Source organism: Paenibacillus odorifer (genome assembly GCF_000758725.1).
GTDB classification, from domain to species: Bacteria; Bacillota; Bacilli; order Paenibacillales; family Paenibacillaceae; genus Paenibacillus_AQ; species Paenibacillus_AQ odorifer.
Window position 1 is genome coordinate 2,586,157 of the sequence record NZ_CP009428.1, and the last position, 22,026, is coordinate 2,608,182.

23 protein-coding genes and 1 pseudogene are annotated in these 22,026 nt (G+C 42.4%); 18 read left to right on the forward strand and 6 right to left on the reverse strand.

Annotated features, from left to right (window positions below; all coding sequences use genetic code 11):
- The first annotated feature begins 16 nt into the window (after window positions 1–16).
- From PODO_RS10915 to PODO_RS10925, 3 genes are all read left to right on the forward strand, one after another.
- Window positions 17–604 carry a histidine phosphatase family protein gene (locus tag PODO_RS10915; RefSeq protein WP_038570028.1) on the forward strand — a complete coding sequence of 196 codons (588 nt, stop codon included), beginning with the start codon at window positions 17–19 and terminating at the stop codon, window positions 602–604.
- 273 nt (window positions 605–877) lie between these two features.
- Window positions 878–1,273 (forward strand): ribosomal maturation YjgA family protein, encoded by a 396-nt coding sequence (locus tag PODO_RS10920; RefSeq protein WP_036689831.1) that lies wholly within the window; start codon window positions 878–880, stop codon window positions 1,271–1,273.
- Between the two features lie 24 nt (window positions 1,274–1,297).
- Window positions 1,298–2,089, forward strand: coding sequence for a lipid II flippase Amj family protein (locus tag PODO_RS10925; RefSeq protein ID WP_036689792.1), 792 nt, complete (start codon window positions 1,298–1,300; stop codon window positions 2,087–2,089).
- A 17-nt stretch (window positions 2,090–2,106) separates the two neighbouring features.
- Here PODO_RS10925 and PODO_RS10930 read toward each other — a convergent pair whose 3' ends face one another.
- Window positions 2,107–2,916 carry a hypothetical protein gene (locus PODO_RS10930; protein ID WP_155288117.1) on the reverse strand — a complete coding sequence of 270 codons (810 nt, stop codon included), beginning with the start codon at window positions 2,914–2,916 and terminating at the stop codon, window positions 2,107–2,109.
- 204 nt (window positions 2,917–3,120) lie between these two features.
- Between PODO_RS10930 and PODO_RS10935 the strand changes: the two genes are divergently transcribed.
- Together PODO_RS10935 and PODO_RS10945 are read left to right on the forward strand one after the other, a co-directional pair.
- Window positions 3,121–3,981: an SDR family oxidoreductase gene (locus tag PODO_RS10935; protein WP_038570030.1), complete on the forward strand. Its 861-nt coding sequence runs from the start codon at window positions 3,121–3,123 to the stop codon at window positions 3,979–3,981.
- A 366-nt stretch (window positions 3,982–4,347) separates the two neighbouring features.
- Window positions 4,348–4,749 carry a DUF4265 domain-containing protein gene (locus PODO_RS10945; protein ID WP_036689795.1) on the forward strand — a complete coding sequence of 134 codons (402 nt, stop codon included), beginning with the start codon at window positions 4,348–4,350 and terminating at the stop codon, window positions 4,747–4,749.
- 85 nt (window positions 4,750–4,834) lie between these two features.
- Here the strand turns inward: PODO_RS10945 and PODO_RS10950 are convergent, their stop codons facing one another.
- Window positions 4,835–5,812: an alpha/beta hydrolase gene (locus PODO_RS10950; RefSeq protein WP_038570034.1), complete on the reverse strand. Its 978-nt coding sequence runs from the start codon at window positions 5,810–5,812 to the stop codon at window positions 4,835–4,837.
- Between the two features lie 155 nt (window positions 5,813–5,967).
- Here PODO_RS10950 and lepB point away from each other — a divergent pair, with 155 nt between their 5' ends.
- From lepB to mle, 3 genes are all read left to right on the forward strand, one after another.
- Window positions 5,968–6,465 carry a signal peptidase I gene (gene lepB / locus PODO_RS10955; protein WP_038570036.1) on the forward strand — a complete coding sequence of 166 codons (498 nt, stop codon included), beginning with the start codon at window positions 5,968–5,970 and terminating at the stop codon, window positions 6,463–6,465.
- A gap of 184 nt (window positions 6,466–6,649) precedes the next feature.
- A complete protein-coding gene (locus tag PODO_RS10960) occupies window positions 6,650–7,687 on the forward strand; it encodes an HD-GYP domain-containing protein (RefSeq protein WP_036689800.1) in 1,038 nt (345 codons plus the stop codon).
- A 264-nt stretch (window positions 7,688–7,951) separates the two neighbouring features.
- Window positions 7,952–8,812: an alpha/beta fold macrolide esterase gene (gene mle, locus PODO_RS10965; protein ID WP_038570037.1), complete on the forward strand. Its 861-nt coding sequence runs from the start codon at window positions 7,952–7,954 to the stop codon at window positions 8,810–8,812.
- 83 nt (window positions 8,813–8,895) lie between these two features.
- Here mle and PODO_RS10970 read toward each other — a convergent pair whose 3' ends face one another.
- Window positions 8,896–9,213: a MazG nucleotide pyrophosphohydrolase domain-containing protein gene (locus PODO_RS10970; protein WP_036689803.1), complete on the reverse strand. Its 318-nt coding sequence runs from the start codon at window positions 9,211–9,213 to the stop codon at window positions 8,896–8,898.
- Between the two features lie 97 nt (window positions 9,214–9,310).
- Here PODO_RS10970 and PODO_RS10975 point away from each other — a divergent pair, with 97 nt between their 5' ends.
- The 4 genes from PODO_RS10975 (at window position 9,311) to PODO_RS10990 (ending at window position 13,066) form a co-directional block, all read left to right on the forward strand.
- Window positions 9,311–9,889, forward strand: a complete 579-nt coding sequence (locus PODO_RS10975; protein ID WP_036689805.1) for an LOG family protein — start codon at window positions 9,311–9,313, stop codon at window positions 9,887–9,889.
- 16 nt (window positions 9,890–9,905) lie between these two features.
- Window positions 9,906–10,466 carry a GNAT family N-acetyltransferase gene (locus PODO_RS10980; RefSeq protein WP_038570040.1) on the forward strand — a complete coding sequence of 187 codons (561 nt, stop codon included), beginning with the start codon at window positions 9,906–9,908 and terminating at the stop codon, window positions 10,464–10,466.
- Window positions 10,467–10,534: 68 nt separating this feature from the next.
- Window positions 10,535–11,284, forward strand: a complete 750-nt coding sequence (locus PODO_RS10985; protein ID WP_036689808.1) for a GTP pyrophosphokinase — start codon at window positions 10,535–10,537, stop codon at window positions 11,282–11,284.
- Window positions 11,285–11,440: 156 nt separating this feature from the next.
- Window positions 11,441–13,066 (forward strand): glycoside hydrolase family 9 protein, encoded by a 1,626-nt coding sequence (locus PODO_RS10990; protein ID WP_038570041.1) that lies wholly within the window; start codon window positions 11,441–11,443, stop codon window positions 13,064–13,066.
- 121 nt (window positions 13,067–13,187) lie between these two features.
- Here the strand turns inward: PODO_RS10990 and PODO_RS10995 are convergent, their stop codons facing one another.
- Window positions 13,188–13,457, reverse strand: a complete 270-nt coding sequence (locus PODO_RS10995; RefSeq protein ID WP_038570042.1) for an excalibur calcium-binding domain-containing protein — start codon at window positions 13,455–13,457, stop codon at window positions 13,188–13,190.
- 185 nt (window positions 13,458–13,642) lie between these two features.
- Between PODO_RS10995 and PODO_RS11000 the strand changes: the two genes are divergently transcribed.
- Window positions 13,643–14,167: a hypothetical protein gene (locus PODO_RS11000; protein WP_038570043.1), complete on the forward strand. Its 525-nt coding sequence runs from the start codon at window positions 13,643–13,645 to the stop codon at window positions 14,165–14,167.
- Window positions 14,168–15,182: 1,015 nt separating this feature from the next.
- Here PODO_RS11000 and PODO_RS11005 read toward each other — a convergent pair.
- Window positions 15,183–16,040 carry an alpha/beta hydrolase gene (locus tag PODO_RS11005; RefSeq protein WP_038570045.1) on the reverse strand — a complete coding sequence of 286 codons (858 nt, stop codon included), beginning with the start codon at window positions 16,038–16,040 and terminating at the stop codon, window positions 15,183–15,185.
- 171 nt (window positions 16,041–16,211) lie between these two features.
- On the opposite strand from PODO_RS11005, the pseudogene PODO_RS30000 reads away from it, so the two are divergent.
- Window positions 16,212–16,799, forward strand: a pseudogene (locus PODO_RS30000) (cupin domain-containing protein); the annotation flags it as partial.
- Window positions 16,800–17,099: 300 nt separating this feature from the next.
- Here PODO_RS30000 and PODO_RS11015 read toward each other — a convergent pair.
- Window positions 17,100–18,095 carry an acrylyl-CoA reductase family protein gene (locus PODO_RS11015; RefSeq protein ID WP_036683447.1) on the reverse strand — a complete coding sequence of 332 codons (996 nt, stop codon included), beginning with the start codon at window positions 18,093–18,095 and terminating at the stop codon, window positions 17,100–17,102.
- 139 nt (window positions 18,096–18,234) lie between these two features.
- Between PODO_RS11015 and PODO_RS11020 the strand changes: the two genes are divergently transcribed.
- The 4 genes from PODO_RS11020 to PODO_RS11035 all read left to right on the forward strand — a co-directional run bounded on the left by PODO_RS11020 (window position 18,235) and on the right by PODO_RS11035 (window position 22,017).
- The gene (locus PODO_RS11020) at window positions 18,235–18,810 is read left to right on the forward strand and encodes a hypothetical protein (protein ID WP_036683450.1); all 576 of its coding nucleotides are present in this window, start codon (window positions 18,235–18,237) and stop codon (window positions 18,808–18,810) included.
- 321 nt (window positions 18,811–19,131) lie between these two features.
- A complete protein-coding gene (locus tag PODO_RS11025; RefSeq protein WP_036683453.1) occupies window positions 19,132–20,550 on the forward strand; it encodes an NAD-dependent malic enzyme in 1,419 nt (472 codons plus the stop codon).
- A gap of 116 nt (window positions 20,551–20,666) precedes the next feature.
- Window positions 20,667–21,200 carry an AAA family ATPase gene (locus PODO_RS11030; protein WP_036683456.1) on the forward strand — a complete coding sequence of 178 codons (534 nt, stop codon included), beginning with the start codon at window positions 20,667–20,669 and terminating at the stop codon, window positions 21,198–21,200.
- A 373-nt stretch (window positions 21,201–21,573) separates the two neighbouring features.
- Window positions 21,574–22,017 carry a GNAT family N-acetyltransferase gene (locus PODO_RS11035; protein ID WP_036683459.1) on the forward strand — a complete coding sequence of 148 codons (444 nt, stop codon included), beginning with the start codon at window positions 21,574–21,576 and terminating at the stop codon, window positions 22,015–22,017.
- Window positions 22,018–22,026: the final 9 nt, after the last annotated feature.

Sequence of the window (22,026 nt, forward strand, 5' to 3'; positions counted from 1 at the left end):
CTGAGAGGAGTGCCTCATGAAGACCTACATTTATATGGTTAGACATGCAGTGTCACCTTTTGTATTAGGGAATGAGCGGGAACGGGGATTATCCGAAAAAGGGCACGCAGACGCTTATAGAATCAAAGAGCTTTTGGCGGAGGAGAAAATTACACATTTTGTCTCCAGTCCATATAGACGAGCCGTAGAGACGATCAAGTATTTGGCAGAAGCTTCGAACCAAGAGATTGAACTGTATGAAGAACTCAGAGAACGAGCAATCGGAAGTGTCGAGATTGAAATTAATGAAGATGACTTTCTGCAGGGCATTCGGACATCATTTAGCGACAAGCATTATAAAATGCCGGATGGAGAGAGTACTCAGGAAGCACAAGAGCGTGCAATTCCTGCTATCAAGCAATTAATTAAACAGCATAAAGGCGGCAAAATCGCTTTAGGTACGCACGGGAATATCATGACCATTATCCTGAATTACTTCGATAAGAAGTATGGATATGAGTTCTTTGAACAGACGTCCAAACCGGATATTTATAAGCTGGAATTTGAAGAATTGGAGCTTACCCATGTGGAGCGGCTGTGGGACTCCGAAGTGCTGAACAGATGAAATATTTTATAAAGCTGAATGCACTAAGCGTACTTTATGCCTTTATGTTATTTATTGTAATAGAGCTGCCATTGAATATTTATCGAATCAGCAGAATTTCAGGCTTGGTGGTTCCCAATCACAGAACCTGCAGATCAACCTGCACCGGTAACAGGACTGATCATAATAGGGGCCATGATTATTTATCCGTTTTATATCGCAATGATTAGTATTATCGCAAGCATCACTTTTAAGTCAGACGCTGGATAGAGGTTGGAAATGAGGATCAATGATTTGAAAGAAAGACTTTTTTATACTTGTATCTGCCTCGTTGTTATTGTATTGGGGTTAAGCTCTAGAGTATTCACGAATCAGCTGCCTTTGTTTGTATCTAGACATTTCGGAGATGCGCTTTGGGGCAGTATGGTTTATTTTATGTTTCGGGTCCTACTGGTAAATCAAAAGCTAAGGCTCGCCTTTGTATGGAGTTTGGTGTTTAGCTTCGGCATAGAATTTAGCCAGCTGTATCAAGCGGAGTGGATCAACAGCATCCGATCTACAGTATTGGGTGGTCTAATTCTCGGAAAAGGATTCCTATGGATCGACCTCGTTAGATATTTGGTTGGCATTACCCTTTGTTATGGATTGGATCAATACTTTCACCAAAAGGTGCACCGAAATGATAAATAGTGTTTATTGGAGAGGAACCTTTAAATGGTAAATAGTTTGATTGTGGTATGCTTGCTTACGATGATTATTCACACGGCAGAAACCTTATCGTATTCGGTACGATATGCCGGAGTGAAGCTGAACAAGATAGCCATTGCGTTATCTCTCACAGGCATTATTGTTCTCGTCTCAAGAACTGCAAATATGATCCAAGCTCCACTGACGGCTAAATTCGTAGATTATGCCAAAATACATTCTGATTTTCCGCTTCTAAATTACTTGAGAATTATATTATTGGCTTCTTCCTTAGGGACATTAATTGCCATTGCTGTTTTTCCTACCTTTGTCGGCTTGTTTGGGAGAATCATCTCTAAGCTTGAAATTGAGGGTTCTATCCCAAAACTGCTTACCAGTGTAACGATCGGGCAACTAAAGAACACAAGAAAATACATAAGAAAACCAAAAGTGAATCTATATAACTTCAGATACCTGGGGATTCCTAAACGATTTATTGTGATGAATGTTTTTGTTACAGCCTTTTACACCGTAGGTGTCATATCATCTTTGTATGCTGCTCATCTAATGCCTCAATATAGCACGACTGCTTCTCAAGCTTCCGGACTGATTAACGGTATGGCGACTATTCTGCTGACCATATTTATCGACCCACAGCTTGGTCTTATTACCCATAAGGCTACTGAAAATGTAGAATACCGTGATCAGCTAGGAAAAATATATGTGGTATTGATGGGTTCTCGATTTGTAGGCACTATATTTGCTCAGCTCCTGATTGTGCCCGCAGCCCAGCTAATTAGTATGTTAGTGAAGCTGATTTGAGCCAGTGGGGCTAATCATTAGCGAAGTTTAGATTCTGCTGCTCTTAGAGCTAGCGAGATCTTCTGCTCCCAGCTGTAAATATTCTGCTGAATGGAATGAATTCGTTTCATTTGCTCATAGGATGATTTCAATTCTGTAGCGGCTCTAACTGCATCACCTTGCTTAACAGCTGCTTTATATTGTTTGTCAGCATCCGCGCGTACTTTCTGCGTGACAGTGAGATTCTTACTTTCGGCAGTTATTTGTTTCTTTAAAGCAGTGATGGGTGCCAACGCATCTTTGACGGGTTTAAGCTTAGCAGCGGTTTGCTTGCGAGCGGCTGCCAAAGCGGTTGTCTTCGTTTTAATTTCGGCTCGGGCCAGGGTTACAGCAGCTTTTAATTTATTGCGCTTCAGGTCTAGCAATGTGACTGTTTTCAAGTCTTTAGCTTTCTTGGCTGCGGTAGACTGTTTACCGAGTGTGCTGTATTGTTCCAGAAGGGGAGCGTGTTTCTTCTGAACTGAGGTTGCTTCTGAAAATAAGCGGCTTAACAGTGCTTGATCTGTTGACTGTATGACGGAACGAATAGATTTCAGAGCGTCATTATTCTGCTTGCGTAACTTCTGAATTTCTGAGTTATCTGTCTTGAGGGTGGCTTGAAGCGCGGTATAATTACCATGAAGACTGTTAATGTCATCCAGCGCGGCATCCCAGCCAGTAGCAGCAGACACAAGTGTAAGGTTACAGGTTAGGAAAGCTGCTACCAGCACTAATTGAGCCACCCATTTTAAATCCCTAATTCTGAAAATGTTCTTTCTACATCTGACGGTACCTTTTGGTTTAAACATTCATCTCAGCTCCTTAATGAATTAGTTAATATACGCAAAAAAGCACCTCCAAGATAGGCATTGACGCCTGTCTTGCGAGGTGCTTCTCCCGCACAGAAATATAAAAGATGCTCTTACTATAACTTGAAATTAATGGATAGTCAATGGACAATAGAACGTTTGTTTGCTTGTTTTTATAATTGTGAAATACAAAGGGGAGTAAATATGAGTTCACATCTAGAGTATGGGCACGATCGAGTGGCCCTGATTACCGGAACCTCCAGTGGATTTGGATTGCTGACAGCGCTCAAATTGGCTGGACAGGGGTTTAAGGTGATAGCAACCATGCGTGATTTAAGCCGTAAAGCCGAGCTGGTGCAGCAGGCAGAGCAGGCAGGAATTTTAAAGCAGCTTCATTTAATGACCATGGATGTCACCGACAGCGATTCTATAGAGACAGCAATATCTTCAGTACACGAAACATTTGGAAGAATTGATGTTCTAGTCAATAATGCAGGTTTTGCCATTGGCGGTTTCATAGAAGAAATATCTATGGAGGAATGGCGGCGGCAAATGGAGACGAACTTTTTTGGATTAGTGGCTGTGACAACAGCTGTGCTGCCCATTATGCGAGAACAGCAGAGCGGCACGATTATTAATGTGGGAAGTGTAAGCGGATTATCCGGATTTCCAGGTTATGCGCCTTATGCAGCTTCTAAATTTGCTGTTGAAGGTTTCAGCGAAAGCCTGCGTCATGAAATGTCCCCTTATGGAATACGGGTGGTATTAATTGAACCGGGCTCCTTCCGTACACCGATATGGGGAAAAGGCATGGAGCAAATTCGACGTAAGGAGGATTCTCCGTATAAAGAACGTCTTGACGCTGTGCTACGATATTCCAAACATACTGCTGAGACAGCGCCTGACCCTAGTCAAGTGGCTAATCTTATCGGTCGTATTACCGAAATGAAAGCACCACGGCTACGTTATCCTATCGGCAAAGGCACGCGAATCTTAATCTTAGGCAAAACGCTGCTTCCATGGAAATGGCTGGAGAGAATTATTGCGAAAGAATTGAGGGGATAGGATGGAGTCATCCATAAATTTAACAATCATTAAACTAATAGGTTATATGTCCAGTTTGATGACCGTTTTTTTATGGCTAATTTTTATATTCATCAATCCATATGCTGAGATTACGAATCGCTCCACTCTTGTAATTAGTATAATTATGTTGTTATTACCGGCGGGGTTATTAGCAATAGGTGTCTTTTTAAACAGAAGTCGGCTAATGCTGCTTGCATTTATCTGGAGTTTTCCCTACAGTTTATATATGTTATTAACGCCCGGAATCTTTAGGTTGTTCGGGATTACGAGCCTAATGTATTTACTTTGTTTTGTGTTATTTAGAATGAACAAGATTAGATATTGAACAAGGATAGAGGTGTGCCGATGCTAGAATCGTCCGGAATCCATATCTGCTTCAACGCAGATGGCCGTGAAATAGAAATCCTCGATGTTACTCCATTTGGCAAAGATAAATTTCGAATTGAAGAGACACCGATTTTTAATCCGGCTGTTACAATGGGAGATATTATACAGGTGAAGGAAGAAAATGGAGTCTATTATTACCAAGAGACCGTCCAGAAATCTCCTTTCAAAAGATACGCTTGGCTGCTTAGCAAAGAGGCTGTTGATTCAACGGCCATTGCAGATTTTAAACATAGAATTATAGAGAATGAAGGCAAATGTGAGTTGATCTTTGGCGGTTTGTTCGTCATTCATATTCCTAAGAATACTTCGATTGATGTTGATGGGGAAATGAATCGAATTATTGAGCGGTTCGAGATTTGAATACTAAGAAAAAAAATGCTGCGTCATGAAATGCAAGGAAACTTGCACACGATGACTGCAGCATGGAGAATAGAAGAAACGCTTTTTATTTTATTTCTTCCATAAATGTCTTGAAATTTTCAGTGATTTCTTTTGATTTGGTATGGTGCAGATAATGTCCTGCATCAAGTTTTACCAATTTTCCTTGTTTAGCATTTTTGACTTGCTCTTCATGCAATGATATCCAATCTTTTAAGAGAGTATCATCCCCTTGTACAAAGAGCAAAAGGGGAAGATCCTTTGGAAAAGTTGAATTTAGAGCCCCTTTATAATTAGAAGACATATGTTCCACTTCATTTAAGTGAGTGTAATTATAAGTGTTTCTAAGTGTAAATAATCTCAATTGTTCTTTAGTTTCATCATCAAACGGCAATCCAACATAGGGGTTTCCACTTGTTTTAAATAACAATCTGCCCAAGCCTGAGTTTCTAAGTAGTTTTAATTTTCCTGTTGGTATTTTAACATTTGTTCTGTCTTCTGTTGCAATACTGTTATCAATCCCGACAAATGCACTCACTTCGTTTGGATATTTGTTCACATAATTCAAACTGTACATACCGGAAATAGAGTGTGCCATTAGAATATAACGGTCAATATTAAGCTGCTTTACAGCTTCATGAATTTCACTTACAATATTTTCCGTGGTTCGTTCTTTTTCAGTTCTATCACTTAATCCATAACCGAAAGGCTCAATCGCGACAACTTTGTAAAATGGAGATAGTTCATCTATCAGCAGTTTAAAATCAAGTCCCGGTGCCACCGTTCCATAACCAGGTAAGAGTACGACCGTCTCTTCGCCATTTCCTTGAATCAAAACATTCATATTTTTACCGTCGACGCTTACAGACTGACCATAGGGTTTTATTTTAGCTTGGTCCGATTTATTAAGGAAAATATTAGCGACAAAAACAGTCACTAGAAAAAGTACTATTGCAGTAGCTAAAGCCCCTAAGGAAATAAGTATAATTTTCAGCGGTTTATTCATCCTTTTTTTTATAACCTCTTCTTCTGGTTTCACTCGCATCTTCTCCTGTTCTAATCGCTTTATTCTAGCTACCTTAACGAGTCGCTAAAGGAAGCTTACCCGATGAAGATGAACTATACATGACGACAATATGAACTGAATATGAACCAGCTGAAAAAGTTTGACTCATTAAAATGAATGCGAGGTGAGCAATAATGTTGAAATTTATGAAGCAATGGTTGCCGAGTATTATGATCGCAGTGGTTATTTCTTTGTTTATTAGAACCTATGTTGCTGAAGCCATGCGAGTTCCAACGGGCTCTATGATCCCAACGATTCAAATCAATGATCGCTTAATTGTTGAGAAAATGTTATGGATGACCACACTGGAGCATGGAGATATTGTTGTATTTACGCCACCTGTAGCTGGTGATGAGAATAAAAGATATGTAAAAAGGCTAATGGGGCTGCCTGGAGATACCTTGGAAATTAAAGATGGCGAACTTTACCGAAACGGAGCGATGGTTAACGAACCTTACCTCAATGAACAGATGGATTACACTTTTGGACCGGTTACGGTACCCGCCGATCATTATTTTTTTCTTGGAGATAACCGGAATATAAGCTATGATGCTCATCTGTGGGATACTCCATTTGTGTCGAAGGATAAGCTGATTGGGAAAGTGATCGCTGAATTTAGCAATCCCTTTTAGGTAGTGTGTAAGACGGATAAATGTAAGGCTTAATCTCTAAAAATAGATTTAGGGGTGCTGAAGTCGCGGGGGTCTTTTGAACTAACCGAGTGGTTTAATGAGACTTTAACCATATTGTTACTTTGGAAGAATTTAGCTATCCTTAAGGTAAAATATACCTACATATAGTAAGGGGTGCTGAATTTTGAAAGCTCATGTCACAGATCTCAAACATGGCGATTGTCTAATAGCAGATACATTCAATAGTGTTGGCCTACACGTGCTTCCGAAGGGGACAGTGGTCTACGGAGAAGAAATCACCATCCTGATGAGGCATCAGATTGATTATGTCGATATTGAACCACGCATGATGGCGCTGGATAATGAAGAAATGAATGTGGCACAAGGGATAGATGGTAATTTTGATCAAGCCATCCAAAACTATGAATCTATATTTCTGGAAGCACTCAGCAAGGGTAGCTTTACGCAGTCGGATGTTGATAATACGCTGCAGCCATTGCTGGAGAAATTGGATGAACAAAAGGATGTCGTTTCTTTATTATTGCTGCTTGAACGTGATGATATCAGTACATACAATCATTCATTGCAGGTCGGACTGTTATCCTTTTACATAGCGACTTGGTTAGGTCATACAAAAGCCGAAAGATTTGAGATTAGTAGAGCCGGTTATTTGCACGATATCGGAAAAAGCCAGATTGCTCCACATATCTTAAATAAGACGGATAACTTAACTCCTGAAGAATCAGAAGAACTAAAACGTCATACTACGTATGGATACGACATTATCCTTAAATCGATGAATGACGAAAAGACCGCACTAGTGGCGCTTCAGCATCATGAATTCGAGGATGGTACAGGTTATCCTAACAATCTCCGTAAACAGGACTTGCACCCGTATACGCAGATTGTTGCTGTCGCAAATACTTATGTAGGCATGACCTTAGGAAGAGCGAATCAACCGAAACAAGGCCTGATTAACGTTCTTCGCAAGGTACATGAACTTGGATTTGGCAAGCTGAATGGAAATGCGGTACAAGCTCTGATCGGACATTTATTGCCGAATTTTGTGGGTAAGAGCGTTCAGCTTAGCAATGGTGAGCAAGGTACGATTATTATGAATAATCCGTTGGATATTTTCAAACCTCTGGTAAAAATAAATGAGACTACGTTCAGAGACTTATCTAAAGAGCGTAATTTGACTGTTGAAGAAGTATTTATTTAACGAATATTTTTGTGGCGAAAAATAGTAAGGCTATCTCCTTGATCCGTAAAATCAGGGGATAGCTTTTTTGTGTTATAATCGGAATTGGGTTAAAAACCCTTCAATATGGAATAGGAGAGTGCTTATCGTGATTATCAAATTCATTCGTTTACGTTAATTTGAGGTGCAATTCAATGATGACATCATCCATTTTTTTGAAAATGTATTGAGTCTTATTTAACTGTGCATTCATTGATAAAATTCGAATGAAATGAGGAATGAACAATGAGCGAAAAAATAGTAAAAGTAAACGGAATTGATATATGCTCGGAAAGTTTTGGAGATCCTAGCAATCCTGCGATATTGCTGATTATGGGTGCCACATGTTCTATGGTTTATTGGGATGAAGAGTTCTGTCAGCGATTAGCAGATACCGGACGTTACGTTATTCGTTATGATAACCGGGATGTCGGACGTTCCGTTGTTTATGAGTCTGGGAGTTCCAATTATACCGTGATAGATATGGCTAATGATGCCGCTGGGTTACTAGACGCCTATAATATTGAACAGGCAAATATCGTTGGGATGTCCTTAGGCGGAATGATTGCACAAGTCCTTGCTACACGTCATCCGCAAAAAGTTCTAACCTTAACCTTGATCGCATCAAGTTTTTTCGAATCTGATGATAATGATCGGAACTTGCCTCCTATGGATGAGCGGATCCTCGCATTCCATGCAGATGGAGCAACACTGGATTGGTCTAATGAGGAAGCGGTAGCCAATTATTTGGTTTCAGGTTCCGGCATACTCTGTGGTTCAAAACATAAATTCGATGAGAAAAGAGCGTATAAACAAGTAAGGATGGAAATAAAACGTGCCAACAACTTGCTTAGCATGTTTAATCATTCTCTCCTTACAGGGGATGACGACTACGAGGGCAAGGCAAAAAATATCATGGTTCCTACCTTGGTTATCCACGGCACAGAAGACACGGTGCTTCCTATAGAGCATGGCTTGGCACTTGCTGCGGAAATTCCTAATGCGTCGCTTCTAACCCTGGAAGGAACGGGCCACGAAGTCCACCCGGATGATTGGGAAACCATAATCAAAGCGATTTCGAATCATACATTAGGCGGTAAAGCTTAACAGGGCTTAAAGAGTAAATTAAAGAAGGGCTACAATTCGGTGTTGCCGATTGTAGTCCTATTTTTTTCAGGATTACTTTGTCCCTAGGAATTAAACCGCTTCACTAATTTGTCTTTATGTGCAGTAAAAGCCTCTTCTAAAGTGATGCCATATAAGTCGGCTAACAATGCGATATTTCCGAGAACATCCCCGATTTCCTCAATCAAGTCGTTTTTCAGTTGCTCTGGAGTGCGAGTCGATTCATCCGGTCGATCTCTGCCGATTTCATAGGAGCGTACAGCTCGTGCTACTTCACCTGTCTCTTCCATTAAGAATCCCACTCTTATAAAAGGACCATAAGTAGTCCAGCCTCGTTCTCCATAAAAATGATTAATCCATTTCTGCACATCATTAATTTCCATATTATGTAGCACTCCTTAATCTTTCACATGATTTATACTCCAACATATAGTATATTAGATAGCGGACATTATCAATATATAGTTTGGAGATGGGATTTTGAAATCAATATGTGTTTTCGCAGGATCGAATTTAGGGGGACATGAGGATTATAAAGCTAAAGCTGTTGAACTTGGTAACTACATGGCTATGAATAATTATCGTTTAATTTACGGTGGCTCAAAAATCGGATTAATGGGTGAAGTCGCTAATGCTGTTTTGAATGGTGGAGGCGAGGTAATCGGGGTAATGCCTAGAGGATTATTTAATGGGGAAATGGTACATAGAGAATTAACGGAGTTGATAGAAGTAGAAGATATGCATGGCCGTAAAGCAAAAATGGGAGAATTGGCAGATGGCTTCATTGCTTTACCTGGAGGGTTTGGAACGTATGAGGAGCTTTTTGAGGTTTTGTGCTGGTCACAAATTGGCATACACAAGAAGCCGGTAGGGGTTCTAAATATCAGGAATTATTTTGATCCTCTGCTGAATCTGATTCATAACAGTATCCAAGAAGGCTTCTCTAATTCTTCGCATCTCAGTCTGCTAAACGTATCCAACGAGCCGTTGGAACTCTTAACTCTATTGAAGGAGTATGTTCCGCAAACGCTAGAGCAAAAGTGGAAACAGCTCAACTAGAAAAAGGAGAACTTACATGAATTCAGAATTTGCATTTACTGATTTCCCTGTGTTACAAACTGAACGATGTACACTACGTAAAGCAACAGAAAATGATCGCTATGATATATTTGAACTTTATTCCCAAGAAGCCGTTGTGAAATATATGCCATTTACACCCTTCATTTCGGTCGAGGATGCGATAGATGAAATGGAATGGTATGACAAAATTTTTAAGGAACAATCCGGTTTACGGTGGATGATTGAAGATCGTGAGACTCAAAAAGTGATTGGAACCTGCGGATTTCTGAATTATGAGCAAGATCATCATCGTGTGGAAATTGGGTATGACTTAATGCCTGCTTTTTGGGGAAAGGGGATTATGACAGAGGTAGTGAACCGTGTTATGCAGTTTGGCTTTTTGAACATGAGACTAAATAAAATTGAAGCAAGAGTGGAACCGAAAAATGAGGCGTCACTTATATTGATGAATAAGCTCGGCTTCTACAAAGAAGGGGTCTTAAGGCAACATGAGTTCGAAAAAGGTCGGTATGTGGATCTTGCTGTCTTCTCTAAATTGAAAAGTGAATACCGCTGAATTTGAATTTCACTAGTGGATTGGCTATGATAAATATAGAGAAACGCTACAAGAGGAGAAATGAGATAATGACCCCCGAGAATCAAATTGAACAATTTAAGAAGCTTAAGCACGATATCACTCGTTTCATGTTGATTTATAAATTTGCATTGGATGAGATGGAAACAAAGATTGAGATCCTAAAACAGGAGTTTCAGTCTCTGCATGATTACAGCCCAATTGAACATACCAAATCGCGTATTAAGTCACCAGAGAGTATCATGAACAAAATGCTGCGCAAAAATGGTGAATTATCGCTGAATTCAGTGAAAAATTGTATTAAAGACATCGCTGGTCTGCGGATCACCTGTTCTTTTATCTCTGATATCTATCATGTTAGTGAGATGCTTCAGAAGCAGGATGATCTAACGGTTCTTGAGGTGAAGGATTATATTAAGAATCCTAAACCTAACGGATATCAGAGTCTTCATTTGCTGATTCAAGTCCCTGTTTTTATGTCCGATCGCCAGGAGCTTGTCTGTGTAGAAGTTCAAATTCGTACCATTGCTATGGATTTCTGGGCAAGCCTCGAACATAAAATCTTTTATAAATATAATAAATCAGTACCTGAGAGCATGACTCGTGAGCTGAAAAATGCGGCGGATGCCGCCCATGCTCTTGATCTGCAAATGGAGCGTCTGCACCGAGATATAAAAGAAATTAAAGACGATGATGAAGATGATCTTAGCTCTTTCGAGGAGGAGCTTCGCCGTATAGTGGTTCATAATAAGCAGTTCACACTTCCAGCTAACTTTATTAAACTGCTTGACGATAAATAAGCTGTTTTGTCCGCCTAGAGTTATCCGTTTCGTTTCGGGTGACTCTAGGTTTTTTCTTGTATACATCATTGCCATAGATAACTAGAATAGAGTATTCTCAACTAGAAGAGAAAGGTTACTTCAGCTTCATCATTTTTACATAAAAGGAGAATGAAGATGAGCGAGCGTACACTTCGCGCCATTACTGTGAATCAAATCGGATATCCGCTGGATGGAGAAAAAATCGCAGTATTTACAGGTGCTGAGCATGATTTTCAGGTAGTTGATATTGATAGCGGGACTATTGTGTTCAAAGGTAGTTCAGATGCTGGAAGATTTGATAAAGCCAGTGGAGTAACTTTGCACACAGGTGATTTCTCGGAGGTCAAGGCTGAGGGAAGATATCGGATTGAGCAGGGCGAGGGTGTAGCTTCGGCATCCTTTACAATCTCAGATCAGCCTTATCATGAGCTTCAACAGGGCTTGCTGAAAGCTTTCTATTATTATCGCTGTGGCGTTGAATTGACTGAAGAATATGCTGAAGATTGGAAGCACAAGGCGTGTCATACCGCAAAAGGGATTGTATATGGGCAACCGGATCTTCAACTAGACTGTTCGGGTGGCTGGCATGATGCAGGTGATTATGGAAAATATAGCGGTCCCGGAGCGAAAGCTATCGCGGATATGCTGCTTGCATATGAATTATATCCCTCGGCTTTTGTAAGCGCTATCCCATTGCCTGAAAGTGATGGATCTACGCCAGATGTGCTGCTGGAATGCAAGGTGGAGCTCGATTGGTTGTTTAAAATGCAAGACTCCGCAACAGGTGGTGTATACCATAAACTGACTACGCTAAGCTTTCCTGGACTGGATGTTATGCCTGAGGACGATACAGCGGATCTGTACTTCTCACCAATATCTGCTACTGCTACTGGAGATTTTGCTGGGGTTATGGCTATGGCTGCAAGAGTGTACGAGTCTTTTGATGCTGCTTATGCGCGGAAATGTCTGGATGCTGCAGGGGCAGCATGGGAATGGCTTGTTCAGCATCCAGATGTACCCGGTTTTACGAATCCGCCTGAGATTAGCACTGGAGAATACGGGGATGGAGTCGATAAGGACGAGCGGTATTGGGCAGCGGCGGAGCTGTATCGTACGACAGGGAAAGAGGAGTATCATCAAGCTGTTCTCCAGCTAGTGCAGCTGGCTTTTCCAAAATACAGTTTAGGCTGGGGTGATATGGGGGGTTATGGCACTATTGCTTATCTGTTAAATGGTGAGGAGCAAGCAGAACGTGCTTTATATGTCTCGTTAAAAGAAGGGCTTGTTGCTGAGGCGCAACGATTAGTGGAACAGAGTCGTGAGGAGGGCTATAGGATCTCTTTAAAAGAGGAGGACTATATCTGGGGCAGCAATATGCTTGTAATGAACAATGCAATACTGCTGCTGGCGGCTGAATATTTTAGTGGAGACTCCGGTTTTGCGGACTGTGCCTTAGATCATCTACATTATCTGATGGGGCGTAACGTATTGGATATCAGCTATGTTACCGGATTTGGGGATCATGCCGTGATGAATCCGCATCATCGCCCTTCTGTAGGTGACCAAGTGGCTGATCCGGTGCCAGGATTGGTGTCAGGGGGGCCAGATCGTGGGCTGCATGATGAATATGTAGTTGAGCATTTACAGGGAAAACCAGCTGCGCAGTGCTTTGTCGATCATGAGCTTAGCTATTCTACGAATGAAGTGACGATCTATTGGAATTCACCTGCGGTGTTTGTTGTGGCCCGGTTTAATCAATAAAAAGCAATAGTTCGAATAGGGAAAGGCGTCCTGGATCTGGATGTCTTTCTCTTTTTTATAGTTGAAATGCGATATTCACGCGGGATCTAAGGCTCAAGCAAATGGTTGAGCAAGGTTAAGCCTATTTCTCACAAGCGATTCCGTCTTTGTCACGGTCGCTTTTTTTATTGGCATTATAGAGTTCTTTCGATACATAGGGTTTATTTTTCGTTTTGCCGCCTTTGTTCTTGGTTGAGCTGGAAATAGCAACTCCACCTTTGTAATCTTTGTTTAGCTCCGAGCAGTTTTTGTAGGTTTTGACCTTGGATTCTGCGCTTGCTGTATTTAAGGTACCGACGGATAGAGTGAGTAGCAGGCCTGATGCTAGACAAATGTTTAAGATTTTTTTCATGAGAACATCTCCTATAAAAATCTAATGGAATTGATGATTGCGTAGTATCGTATGTATTTTATATTACCAGTTTAATTCATTGAGGTATACATTATTGGTGGATTTGGAAACAGTGTACATATTTATGAGTGAAGTGGGGGAATAATTAGATTCAATTCACATGTAGTGAACAGGCTACGAATGAGGTGATTCTAATTAGCAAAAAGAAAATAGCGACTGCTCTAATTGCAGGGTTGTTGCTTCTGCCGGGAATGGCCTTGGGTGCATCAGCCCCCGTTACTATGACTCGCGTTAATGGAGAACTGCTATCGGCTATGCCCAAGCCAGCTCCGGAGTCCAAGCGCATTATATTACCTTCTGCAATTCAAGCATCAGAGCTATACGGGTTCGGATTACAGCATCGGAATGCCTCGATTCAATATTCGATCTTCTCTAAAGAATTCAAAAAGATTATGTATCCGCGGTTTGTTGAACTAAACTGGGTAACGGGTGTCTCCAGCCCCTGGATCACGAACTACGAGGTCACTAAAGAAACGATAATTAACAAGAACTCAGAGGTCATAGAAATGCGTTTGGATACTGCGACTTCAAGTGGACCAGCACCTTCTATATTTTTGACAATCTCACTTGTGCAAGAGAAGAATAGCTGGGTGATTACCGGAGTGACATCGGACCCTGAGCTGCCGCGTGGCGGATTGCCTAGGAAGTAGGTATGTTATGGATAAAAAGAGCAAGCGTATTAGGGGATTCCCATACGCTTGCTCTTTTTTTGATTCGAAAGCACAATCGTTTAGTTCACGCGGCCTGTGTCTCCACAAATCATCAGTGACAATGTTCAGCCCAGAGTGGCAATGCCAGCTCGAGTCACAAATCATCAGCCTACGTTGGTGATTAATTAAGAGACCTCGCGTCAGACATCGTTACGGACCGTATTGCAGCTATTTTGGCATTATGATCGTTCTGGCGAGAGTTTCGGACTGTATGGCTCTTATTCCCCTGAAATCACGCATTATAGGAGTACTTTTGGGTGAATAGCTGCATCTGAGTCCGATAGCATGGCTAAATCGCCGAAATTGTGAAAATAAGAGCTCCTCGGTCCGATCCCCGCTAAGCTCTAGTGTATTTAGAGTCGCAATGTTCAGCCCAGAGTGGCAATACCAGCTCGAGTCACAAATCATCAGCCTACGTTGCTGATTAATTAAGAGACCTCGCGTCAGACATCGTTACGGACCGTATTGCAGCTATTTTGGCATTATGATCGTTCTGGCGAGAGTTTCGGACTGTATGGCTCTTATTCCCCTGAAATCACGCATTATAGGAGTACTTTTGGGTGAATAGCTGCATCTGAGTCCGATAGCATGGCTAAATCGCCGAAATTGTGAAAATAAGAGCTCCTCGGTCCGATCACCGCCAAGCTCCAGTGGATTTGGAGTCGCAATGTTCAGCCCAGAGTGGAAGGCCAACTCAGCATCACAAAGCCCAGCTTGCATTATAGAGTGTAGCATACGTCACCAGCCCAGCTCATATCATACAGCGCAACTGACGTCGCATAGCCCAGCCCGCATTACACAGCGCAACTCACATCGCATAGCTCAGCTCACTTCACAAAGTGCAGCTCGAGCCACCAGCCCAGCTCGAGCCACCAGCCCAGCTCACGTCACCAGCCCAGCTCGCGAACCCCAGCTCAAGCCACAACAGCTACTAGACTATCCAGCTGTTAGGCGACTAATCTCTTCCCGCCTTCACCATCAATTCCGCCAGCATTTTGGGTTCGGTTCGAACGGTGGTCATGTGATCTCCTTTGCCCTCGATGAAGCGGAAGACGCCTAAATGACTGGATTGTGTAGGATGGAATCCGTATGGACCTTGCGGTATCGCGGTGTCCTCCGTTAGATAAAGATAACTTTTGGGGATCTGGAGACTGTAGAATTTCTTGAGATCAAGCTTTTCGAAAAGTGGACTTGCTGGCTCAGGAGGAGCTTTTTTATAAAAAGCTTGCGCTTCCGCAAGACTGGCGGTGTTGACGAATGTATCCCGGAAGAGAGGAAAGGGGAGCGTTATGGTGTTATTGCCGGAAGTATCTCTTAGCTGTTCAAAGTACTTAAGCGAATCAGCTGGAAATTGGTCCGCCAGACTTTGCCCATCCAGCGGTACGAAGGCATCGAAGAATACCAGACGTTTGATCCGATCCGGTACTTGCTGAGAGACGGTTTGGATCACCGATCCACCAAAGCTATGTCCGAGCAGAATGATATCCTTTAAGTCTTTTTGCTTGATAAAGTCGACAACAGATTGTGTAATTTGCGCATGCGTTACATTATTGTTTTTGTCCCCGCCATGACCGGCATATTCCGGAGTATAGACGGTGTGTCCTAAGCTGCGAAGTGCGGCGGCCGTTTGATCCCAAAAACCAGCAGTAGCCCAAGACCCATGAACTAGAACAAATGTAAGAGGCGCCTGTTTCGATGATGTTTTGTTATTGGCGGCCTCAACCGTGGAGCTGAGATTCATAGGCTGGAAACCCATAATTGTAAAGAGAGTGATACATAACGCTAACACTATTTTTGTGTGAATGGATTTCATACTATGCCTCCTATGTGGGGTGAGAGTGTAATACTTAGAGGATGCCCCGTTTAGAAAAGAAAGATGAATTTTTATCAGGAGTAGTGAATCTCCGCACCTAGGCATAGGCAAACGCATATCTTGTGTTTAGGGAAAGCAAAAATTTATAGCAACAGAAAGGCAGGAAAAAAAGTGACTTCATACATGGACTATACGTCCCCCAATACAGAGTTTACTTTTGATGTGAACACCAATACACTTTTTAAAAAAGATGCCAACAACTTCATTAACTTGCTGTCGATTAAACAATTGAACACGCTTGAGAACATATCGCTGCTGGATATTTTTCTTAGCAAATCAAATGTTGTGGAACCTCATTATCATCAAAATGCTGCAGAGCTTGTATATTGTATCTGCGGTTCAGCGGTAGTGTCTTTAATCAATCCGTTCACAAATGAACTTCTGCATTTTCCGATTTGTCCGGGTCAAGTGGCAAACGTGCCGCAAGGCTGGTGGCATTATGAGGTAGCTACTGTGGATAATACACATCTGCTCGCGATTTTTGACGCACCTATTCCTGAGGTCATTTTAGGTTCGGATATTCTTAGCAAAACCCCAGCAAATGTATTAGCCCATACTTACTGCTTAAATGAAGCTAAGGTAAAAGAAGCTCTTGCTCCAATCAAGCCGGGAACCTTCATCGGCCCTCCTGCTGACTGCTGCGAAGAAGATAAAGTAATGGGCAGCAGCAATATGGCTCCTAATATGGCCCCTAACATGGTCCCAAATATGCAAGCCAATGTTAAACCAAATATGCATCCTAATATGCAGCCAAATATGAATCCATACGCTCATATGCAGGCACAACCCATCCCGATATCTTCACAAATGCCTCCAGCTACACAAGCCTTTAATTATCAGCCTTACCCGATGCAAGGGTACTATACGCAGGGTTATGATCAGCATTATCGCCAACAACCCTATGTACAGCAGCAGCCGCATTACCAGTATCCAAATAACCAAGAGTAAACTAAAAAAACCTCCCGGAACTCTAGATTCCGGGAGGTTTCGTTGTTAAACCTAGGATAAACGGACAAGTACTCTTCCTCTAAGGTTTCCTTGCAGAATATCTTCCAATGCTTGCGGTAGCTCGTTTAACGTGACTTCACGATCCACGAGGTTCTCCAGTTGACTTGGCTTCAGATCGCTCGCCATCCGTTTCCAAGCCTTCTGGCGAAGGTCGGCAGGACATTCAACGGAATCTATGCCGAGAAGGTTAACACCCCGAAGAATAAACGGAAGTACTGTAGTTGGAACTGAAGTGCCTCCGGTTAAGCCACTTGCAGCTACAGAACCTCTGTAGGTGATTTTACTCAAAACTGCGGCAAGGGTGTCACCACCCACCGAATCTACTGCGCCTTGCCATAATTGTTTGTCCAAGGGTTTGCTGGCGCCGCCAATGACCTCTTCACGTGAGATCACGTCTTCGGCTCCTATACCTCTAAGGTAATCGGTAGCTTTGGCGTTACCTGTGCTTGCCACTACGCTATACCCTTTTGCGCCAAGCATGGCAATAGCAGATCCACCTACACCGCCGGTAGCGCCTGTTACAAGTACTTTGCCTTTGTCCGGGGAAACGTCATGATCTTCCAGGGCTAGTATGGACAAGGCAGCTGTCAGTCCTGCAGTACCGTAGATCATAGCTTCTTTAAGCGTCAGGCCTTCGGGAAGGGGAGTGATCCAACCTGCGGGAATCCGAGCGTATTCGCTAAAGCCGCCAAAGTGTGATACGCCAACACCATATCCTGTCGCAATGACTTGCTGCCCTTTATGAAACCGCTCATCTGTGGAAGATACCACAACACCGGATAAATCTATCCCTGGAATAAAGGGATATGTTCTTAGAATTTTACCGTTTGGAATACTGGCTAAACCGTCTTTATAGTTTACACTGGAGTAAGCAACCTTAATTACAACCTCTCCAGCTGGCAGATCCTCTAGGGTAACCGGCTTAACAGCTACGGAGAAGGATGATTCTGTTTTGTCGACAACTAACGCCTGAAATGATTCTGTCATAAGTGTGAGCTCCTTCAACTACGTTATAGGTAAGACATGTATATAATATTTATTCTGCCCGGTCAACTTGTGATTGTCTATGATATAGCGCAATTGTTTATTAAGGTTCCGTTAAATCTTGTGATAGAGGGTGAAGCTTATGAAATGGAAAAATTTAATGGGTACAGTCTTAGCGGGTATCACATTAGTCTCACTTGGCTTTAATGGATATTCTTTTTATAACAAGCCACCAAAAGAGACTAACCAAACTACCAAGGAGCTTGTTCAAACTATAGGCGAGATTTCAATCCAATCTAACTCTGAGAGTGGAGTGCAGGGTGAAAGCGTGGAGGAACTGAAAAAAATTATTTATAACTTACCTCAAGTGGAGAAAAAATTAGCTTTTATAAAGGGAGTAATCACAGAAGGGAACTCGGTTTATCTGGATCTGGATGAGGTGGAATGGTTCGGTGGAGAGGCGGCAGAAATTGCGGCTAAAGAAGATGGTATACAAGAACCCGAATCATTGCCTAATGGATTCTATATCCGAAATGCAAGCGATGAAATCGAACGACTTAAGCTTGAGACTGATGTAACTATAGCTGAACTAAATGGGGCGAGACCTCAGCAAGTTGACTATACGAATTTTATTAGCGAAGAGCTTGTGGATAGATTATTCCATCTGACATTTGTAGAAGGTAAGGCTGTTTTGCTAGAAGAGCAGTACAGACCTTAGTGAGGGAGAGCAACTGAAAGTGCCAGCGGAGAAAAGAATCGGCGGGATGCTCTACAGCATGCAGTGAAGGTAATGAAGAGTAGAAGAGCTTACGGTTTGTTTATGCTTACATACACTTAAGATTATGATGAAATTAATTTTCACGGGAAAAATGGCTCTGTGTCCGTAGCTGCCATACCTGATGTATTTGGACCGGGTGCGGATGGGAATACTGTATGAAGAAAAATTTTTCGTTGATCTAGTTAATAGGCGGAAGATATGTTTAAATGGGAAAGTATAGTATTTTTTAAATAATAGGATTGAAGAAAGAGAGGCTAATTCATGTCGATTGCGACTACAATGATTATCAGGCTCGAAATTCGGAAATCGGTTGCATCTTTTGGCGATGTTGCTTCAGGAATTGCCGCAGCTGGCGGAGATATTGTTGCTATTGACGTGATACGTGCAGGGAAGGATGTCACTACCCGAGATATAACAGTGAATGTGCAAGACGCAGCTAATGGAGAAATTATCTCAATATTATCGAAGATGCCGGGAATTAAAATAATCAACGTGTCGGATCGGACGTTTCTGGCTCATCTTGGCGGAAAAATCGAAATCACACCTAAAATGCCGATTAAAAATCGGGAGGATTTATCCTTAGTGTATACGCCGGGGGTAGCCCGAGTGTGTACGGCGATTGCCGAAGATCCCAGAAAAGCTTATTCTCTGACGATGAAAAGAAATACAGTTGCAGTCGTTTCGGACGGCACTGCTGTGCTTGGACTAGGGGATATCGGCCCGGAAGCAGCTATGCCTGTCATGGAAGGTAAGGCGATGCTGTTTAAGCAATTGGCGAACATTGATGCTTTTCCGCTATGCTTAAATACCAAAGATCCGGAAGAAATTATCAATATCGTAAAAGCAGTTTCTCCTGGCTTTGGAGGGATAAACTTAGAGGATATAAGTTCACCACGCTGCTTTGAAATCGAACGGCGGCTTGCGGAAGAGCTGGACATTCCGGTATTCCATGATGATCAGCACGGAACTTCCGTGGTGGCTTTTGCAGGACTTTTGAATGCGCTTAAAGTTGTTAATAAATCTATTGAAAATGCGCGGATTGTTGTTGTGGGTATAGGGGCGGCTGGGGTGTCCATATGTAATCTGCTGCTGGCAGCGGGCGCGCGTTATATTTATGCGGTTGATCGTGAAGGCGTTCTCAGAAAAGATCTCCAGTATGATAATCCGGAATGGCAGAAGCTTGCTGCCGCAACCAATCCTGAGGGAATTGAGGGTGGAATAACGGAGGTTATACGAGGGGCAGATGTCTTTATTGGGGTGTCCCGTGGGGGGATTCTGACCGTGGAGCATCTTAAAAGCATGGCCAGTGATAACATCGTTTTTGCGATGGCTAATCCTACACCGGAGATTGAACCGGATTTGGCAGAACCTTTTGTTCGCGTTCTAGCGACAGGCAGAAGTGATTATCCGAACCAGATCAACAATGTGTTATGTTTTCCGGGTATTTTCCGTGGCGCACTTGATTGCCGGGCTAGAACTGTGAATCTGGAAATGAAGCTGGCTGCGGCAAAAGCCATTGCATCGGTCGTTCATCCCGATGAACTCAATGAGCAATATATCATCCCAAGTATTTTTAACGAAAAAGTAGTTGAACAGGTCCGCCTGGCAGTAATCCAAGCGGCTATATCCACGGATGCAGCACGCCGGATTCCTAAAGACGTAGCAGCTATAACGGAATAAGAGCTATACGATAAATGGACTGCTTTGCTTACTTAGAGAGCAGTCTATTTGTTTTTATATTTGGAGGGAAATTGCCCGAATTGCAACTTTAAATCCACTTAAAGGTGAGGGAATGTATGAGAAAAATTCATATTATGGGAGCCTCAGGCGTAGGAACGAGTACATTAGGTTACGAATTAGCTAAAGTGTTGCCACATGTCCAGTTAGACAGTGACGACTATTTTTGGGAGCATAAATTCACTAAGCAACGTGAGGTCAATGAGCGATTAGCAAGACTTACAAGAGATTTGACTCATAAGGAACCTTGGATTCTGAGCGGTGCGGTATGTGGCTGGGGAGACGGCCTTCGACCATTATTCGATTTGGTTATTTTTCTAGGACTTCCACCGGAAATTCGTTTAGATAGATTAAGAGCCAGAGAGTACGAGAGATATGGTGATCATATTTTGCCTGGAGGAAGTAAATATGAAGCGTATCAGAGCTTTATGGAGTGGGCGGCATTATATGATGTAGCTGGAGTTGAAGTCAGGAGCAAAGTGCTGCATGAGGAATGGATGTCCGCACTGGAATGTCCTATTTTACGAATAGAGGAAGATTTATCGGTTGGAGATCGTGTTGAGATCGTGCTGAGATATTTACAAATGGTATAGGAGGAACTTTTGGTCGGCGGAATATATTCAACAGGCTACAGAAGAATTCAGCAATAATGTTGAGGGAGTCAACGGCGAGTTAAAGTCCGTACATTCTGGGATTGGTGCGTAGAGTGGGATGGACAGATGGATGAATTCGAGTTGATAGTTCGTAAATAATGGGGCTATGAAGAAGATTAAGCTGCATCCATTTTATGTGGCTAGTGCTGGGGCGGATGGCTTGGTATTATGGGCATTCTTCTTTTATGAAGATGTTGGCACAGCAGTTGGTCCAAAGAGGTTATAATTGAAAGCGTATATCTCATCCACGGAATGGTGGACTGTATGTGTATGAGCAGGGCTGTTAATTTAAAAGAAAGCAGGATGAACAATCATGGTTGATATTAAAGAAATAGAAATGGAATCTCTTCCTGAACTGGGGAATTTATATCAAGAGCTGATGAATAAACCGTCTGACCTTAATAAGCTTGAAGAAGTGTTTAAAGTGGTTAAGGCGGATAACCGGTACATTCTATTGGGTGCTTTTGTAGAGGGGGAGTTACTAGGGTCTTTGATGGGCATCGTGTGTCAGGACTTAGTGGGGGACTGCAAACCGTTTATGGTGATTGAGAATGTGGTCGTTTCAGCGCGGGCACGCCGTCAAGGCGTCGGCAAAAAACTTATGAACGCCATTGAACAAGCGGCCCGGGAAAGAGACTGCTATTATATTATTTTAGTCTCCGGTGAGCAGCGGAAGGAAGCGCATGTGTTCTATGAATCGTTAGGTTATAGAGATGAAAAGGTAGAAGGATACCGAAAACATTTAAGTTCCCATTAAAAAGTACAA